The sequence below is a fragment of the Saccharopolyspora sp. genome (assembly GCF_017434145.1).
Lineage (GTDB): Bacteria > Actinomycetota > Actinomycetes > Mycobacteriales > Pseudonocardiaceae > Saccharopolyspora_C > Saccharopolyspora_C galaxeae.
In genome coordinates this window covers 1-4,310 of record NZ_JAFRFW010000572.1, presented here as the reverse complement: position 1 = coordinate 4,310, position 4,310 = coordinate 1, and the positions used below count along the sequence as shown (strand labels likewise).

The following is a 4,310-nucleotide window of genomic DNA, read 5'->3' as shown; positions in this document are numbered from 1 at the left end:
GATCAGCCCCGCAAGTGATCAGCTCCGCGAGCGATCAGCAGGGATCGCCGGACAGGGCGTAGTCCCGCCGCGGCGCGGAACGCGGCGCGTTGCGGTGGCGCAGGATCGAATCGCGGATGTCGCCCGCGCGGACCGCGCCGTTGGACAGCAGCGACGAAGTGATCCCGTGCGTGTGCTCGGTCCCGCCTTGCAGGTAGATCCCGCCGCGCACCTCGTCCGAAGTCCGCACCCGGTAGTCGCGGTCCACCTGCACCTGGCCCTCGGCGTCGCGCAGGCACTCGTCCCAAGTACGCCCGAGCGCCCGCCCCGGATCGCCCGGCAGGCAGCCGGTCGCGTACACCAGCACGTCCGAGTCCAGCACCATCCGCTCGCCGGTGGGCATGAACTCCACGGTGACCGCGACGCCGTCCGCGCCTTCCTCGACGTCCACGACGCGCGAGGCGTTCAGCATCCGCAGCCGTTCCTTGCCCTGCACCTTCTCCTGGTAGACGCGGGCGTAGAGCTGCTCGATCAGCTCCAGGTCCACCACCGAGTAGTTCGTGTTCCGGTGGTAGTCCATCAGCAGCTGCTTCACCCCGGTCGGCGAGCTGTAGAAGTGGTCCACCGCCTCCGGGTCGAAGATCCGGTTCGCGAACGGGCTGTCATCGGCAGGTGTGTGCCCGTAGCGGCCGAACACCGAGCAGACCTCGGCGCCGGTGAAAGTGCGGTGCAGGTAATCGGTGACCTCGGCGGCGCTCTGCCCGGCGCCGACGATGGTGAACCGCTTCGGATCGGCGCCCTCCAGTTCGCCGATGCGGTGCAGCAGTTCGAGGTTGTGCCAGACCCGGTCGCCGCGTTCCGCGCCGGGCGGCAGGTTAGCCTCCAGCCCGACCGCGACCACGACGTTGCGCGCCCGCCGCGCGGTGACCTGCCCGGAACCGTGCCGCACCAGCACCTCGAACAGCTCGCCCTGCTGCACCGGCCGCACGTCGATGACTTCGGCGTCGTACTGCACCAGGTGCTCGAGCCTGCCCGCGGCCCATTCCAGGTAGTCGTGGTATTCGACGCGGGTGGGGAACATCGTCTTGTGGTTGATGAAGTCGACCAGCCGGTCCTTGCCGTGCAGGTAGGACAGGAACGAGAAGTCGCTGGCCGGCTCCCGCATCGTGACCAGGTCCTTGAGGAACGAGACCTGCATCGTGGTGCCCTCGATGAGCATCCCGCGGTGCCAGCCGAACCGCGCCTGGCGTTCCACGAAGCCTGCGGTCAGCTGCTCCTGCTCGGCGCACCGGCGGTTGTGCTCCTCGACCGCGACGGCCAGCGCCAGGTTGGACGGGCCGAAACCGACGCCCAGCACGTCGTGGACCGGGCCTTGTAAGTGGATCGAAGCCGTTGACACGGTTGTCCCTTCGCCGGTACCCGGCGGGTTTCGCGCGCGGGCACGGAGTGGTCCGCAGACCGTTCAGTCGCGGTCGTGGTTGTACTGGTCGTGGTAATCGGTTTCCACCATTCCGGCTTTCCAGTAGCCGATCGCCAGCACCGATGCGGCGTCGAGCCCGCGGTCCCGGCGCAGGTGCCTGCGGATGCCGCGGACCACCCCGGATTCACCGGAGACCCACGCGGAAACGTCCCGCTGCGGCGGGATGTCCAGCTCGCGGACGGCATCGCCGAGCTTGGTCGAGCGGCCCGCGGGCACGCCGTCGCGGTGCAGCCAGTTCAGGTTGAGGTTCGGCGGGCATTCGATGTGCTGCTGCTCGGCGCTGTCGGAGACCTCCAGGAACGCCTCGCCGCTGGCGGTCAGCGGCAGCCCCTCGATGATCGCCGAAATGGCTGGCAGCGCGGTCTCGTCGCCGATCAGCAGGTACCAGTCGGCCGCGCGCGGCGTCCGGCCGCCGGGGCCCTGCACGCCGAGGTAGTCGCCCGGGGCGGCTCCGCGCGCCCAGGAGGAGGCCACGCCGTGCTCGCCGTGCATCACGAAATCGACGTCGAGCTCGCCGCGCGCCTCGTCGTAGCGGCGGACCGTGTAGGTGCGCATGGTCGGGCGCTCGTGCGCCTCGGGCCAGACGTGCCTACCGGCGTCGTGGTCGAAGACGGGCAGGACCGGCCGCCGCTGACCGCGCTGGGGGACGAACACCTTGATGTTCGGGCCGGTGTGCTCGTCCCGGAACCCGGCGATCTCGTCGCCGCCGAGGGTGATCCGCCGCATCGACGGCGTCAGGTCCGCGGTCCGCAGCACTTCCAGCGTGCGGGTGGGCGGACGCGGGTGGCCGCCGCGTCGGGCTCGGTCCGCTGTCGTCATCTGACCTGGCGTTCCTTCCTCACCGTTCCCAGAAGGATCAATTAGTTAAGGCTAGCCTAACTACAGATTTCGATGATGTCTCCCCCCGGTGGGCCAGATCTCGCCTCGCCGCACATCCGGGTGGCGCCGATCAGTTGCGGCCAGCGGGCACCGGGCCCGCGCCGCTGCCCGAACCGGCTCCGGTCACGGCGTCGGACCGCGGCTCGGACGGGGTCTTGATGCGCAGCGCGATCAGCACTCCGACCAGCGCAAACCCCGCCGACACCAGCATCGCGGCATGGTATGCGCCCAGTGACCCGTGCGCACCCGCTCCGCCGATCGCCAGCACCCCGGCGGTCACCGCCACACCCAGCGCCGAACCGACCTGGCGCTGCACGTTGAACAACGTGGAAGCCCCGCCGGTGGCGGTCGCGCTGATCGTGGCGAACGCGACCACCTGGAGTTCGATCGAACCGGCCCCGACGAAGAAACCCGAGGTGAACTGCACGACCGAGGCCGAGACCGGCCCGGTCACCAGGTTCATCGCCGCGAACGACACCGCGGCACCGAGCATCGCCAGCGCGATCAGCACCCGCGGCCCCAGCTTCGGGTGCGCCCAGGTCACCGCCCGCGAAGCCAGCATCAGCCCGATCGCCTTCGGCAACGTGACCAGCCCGGTCTCCTGAGCCGAAGCACCCATCCCGGACTGGTACATCAACGTGAAGCCGTAGAGCGTGCCGAGGAACCCGGCCACGCAGAACGCCAGGATCAGGCTCGCCCGGCGGAACGACGCATCCGCGAACAGCCGCACGTCCAGCATCGGCTGCCGGGTGCGCAGCTGCGCCAGGACCAGCACCAGCAGGCAGACCAGCCCGGCCACACCGCAGACCAGGAATTGCGGCGAGGTGAAACCGTGCGCGGAAACCGTGTCCAGCGCGTACATCAGCAGCCCCAGGCCCGGCGCGGCCAGCGCGAACCCGAGCACGTCGAACCGCTTGTGCACCGACTCCACGTGCTCGGTCAGCTTGACCGCGCCGTAGATCAGCGCCAGCACCCCGACCGGCACGTTCACGAAGAAGCCCCACCGCCAGGTCAAGTGCTCCACGAACAACCCGCCGAGCACCGGCCCGAGCGCGGGCGCGATCGCGGTCGGGATCACGAGCACGCCGGACAACCGGATCCGCTCCTGCGGCGGGTAGGCGCGGAACAGCATGGTCAGCGCGACCGGGCTCAGCACCCCGCCGCCCGCGCCTTGCAGCACGCGGGCCGCGGTGAGCTGGGTGAGGTCCTGCGCCGCCCCGCACAGCGCGGAGGCCAGCACGAACGCGCCGAACGCGCCGAGGAAGACCTTCTTCGTGCCGAACCGGTCCCCCAGCCACCCGGACATCGGAATGCACACCGCGAGGCTGACGAGGTAGCCCACGTTGATCGCGCTGGTCGCGCTCGGCGGCACGGCGAACTCGTCGCCGATCGCGGGCAACGCCACGTTGACGATGGTGGCGTCCATGCCGTTCATGAACATCGCGGCGACGTAGACGACGCACACCGCGATCTTCGGGTCGTTCAAGCGCACTGCCGGTCCTGGTTCACGCGCCGTTGCGGGCTGGGCGGATGTCGGTCCAATGCACCTCGATGTGTTCGAGGCATTCGGGTCTGGGCGCCGGTCCGTGCGCGATCGACCAGCCCGCCGGGATCTCGATGCGGGCGGGCCACAGCGAGTACTGGTCCTCGTCGTTGACCAGGGCGTAGAAGGTTCCGTCGGGGTCGTCGAACGGGTTGGTCATCAGCGCGGACTCCTTGGCTGCGGCGGCGTTGCTGCGTCTTGCTGCGGCGCGGCGGGACGGTCGTTGCGCTGCGGCCGGGCGGGGTCGCCGCCTTGCCGCTGCGACGCGGTGTTGTTGCGTTGCCGCGGCGAGACGGGGTTGCCGCCTTGCTGCGGCGAAACGGGCTCGTCGCCTTGCCACGGCCCGGCGGGATCGGTCTGCGGCGGCGCGGCGGGCGGTTCCGAGTCGGCCAGCCGCTCCGGGTCGGCCAGCCGTTCCGAATCGGTCAG

The 4,310-nt window shown here is 70.2% G+C and carries 4 protein-coding genes and 1 pseudogene; all 5 read right to left on the bottom strand.

Going from position 1 to position 4,310, the window contains the following annotated elements; all coding sequences use genetic code 11:
- Window positions 1-34: 34 nt before the first annotated feature.
- A complete protein-coding gene (locus IJH84_RS15830) occupies window positions 35-1,378 on the bottom strand; it encodes a lysine N(6)-hydroxylase/L-ornithine N(5)-oxygenase family protein (RefSeq protein WP_295145787.1) in 1,344 nt (447 codons plus the stop codon).
- Window positions 1,379-1,441: 63 nt separating this feature from the next.
- Window positions 1,442-2,278 (bottom strand): siderophore-interacting protein, encoded by an 837-nt coding sequence (locus IJH84_RS15825; protein WP_200070862.1) that lies wholly within the window; start codon window positions 2,276-2,278, stop codon window positions 1,442-1,444.
- A 130-nt stretch (window positions 2,279-2,408) separates the two neighbouring features.
- Window positions 2,409-3,830, bottom strand: coding sequence for a DHA2 family efflux MFS transporter permease subunit (locus IJH84_RS15820; RefSeq protein ID WP_295145784.1), 1,422 nt, complete (start codon window positions 3,828-3,830; stop codon window positions 2,409-2,411).
- A 13-nt stretch (window positions 3,831-3,843) separates the two neighbouring features.
- Window positions 3,844-4,041: an MbtH family protein gene (locus IJH84_RS15815; protein ID WP_295145783.1), complete on the bottom strand. Its 198-nt coding sequence runs from the start codon at window positions 4,039-4,041 to the stop codon at window positions 3,844-3,846.
- A pseudogene (locus tag IJH84_RS15810) lies at window positions 4,041-4,310 on the bottom strand (hypothetical protein); the annotation flags it as partial. The gene IJH84_RS15815 and the pseudogene IJH84_RS15810, both read right to left, overlap by 1 nt.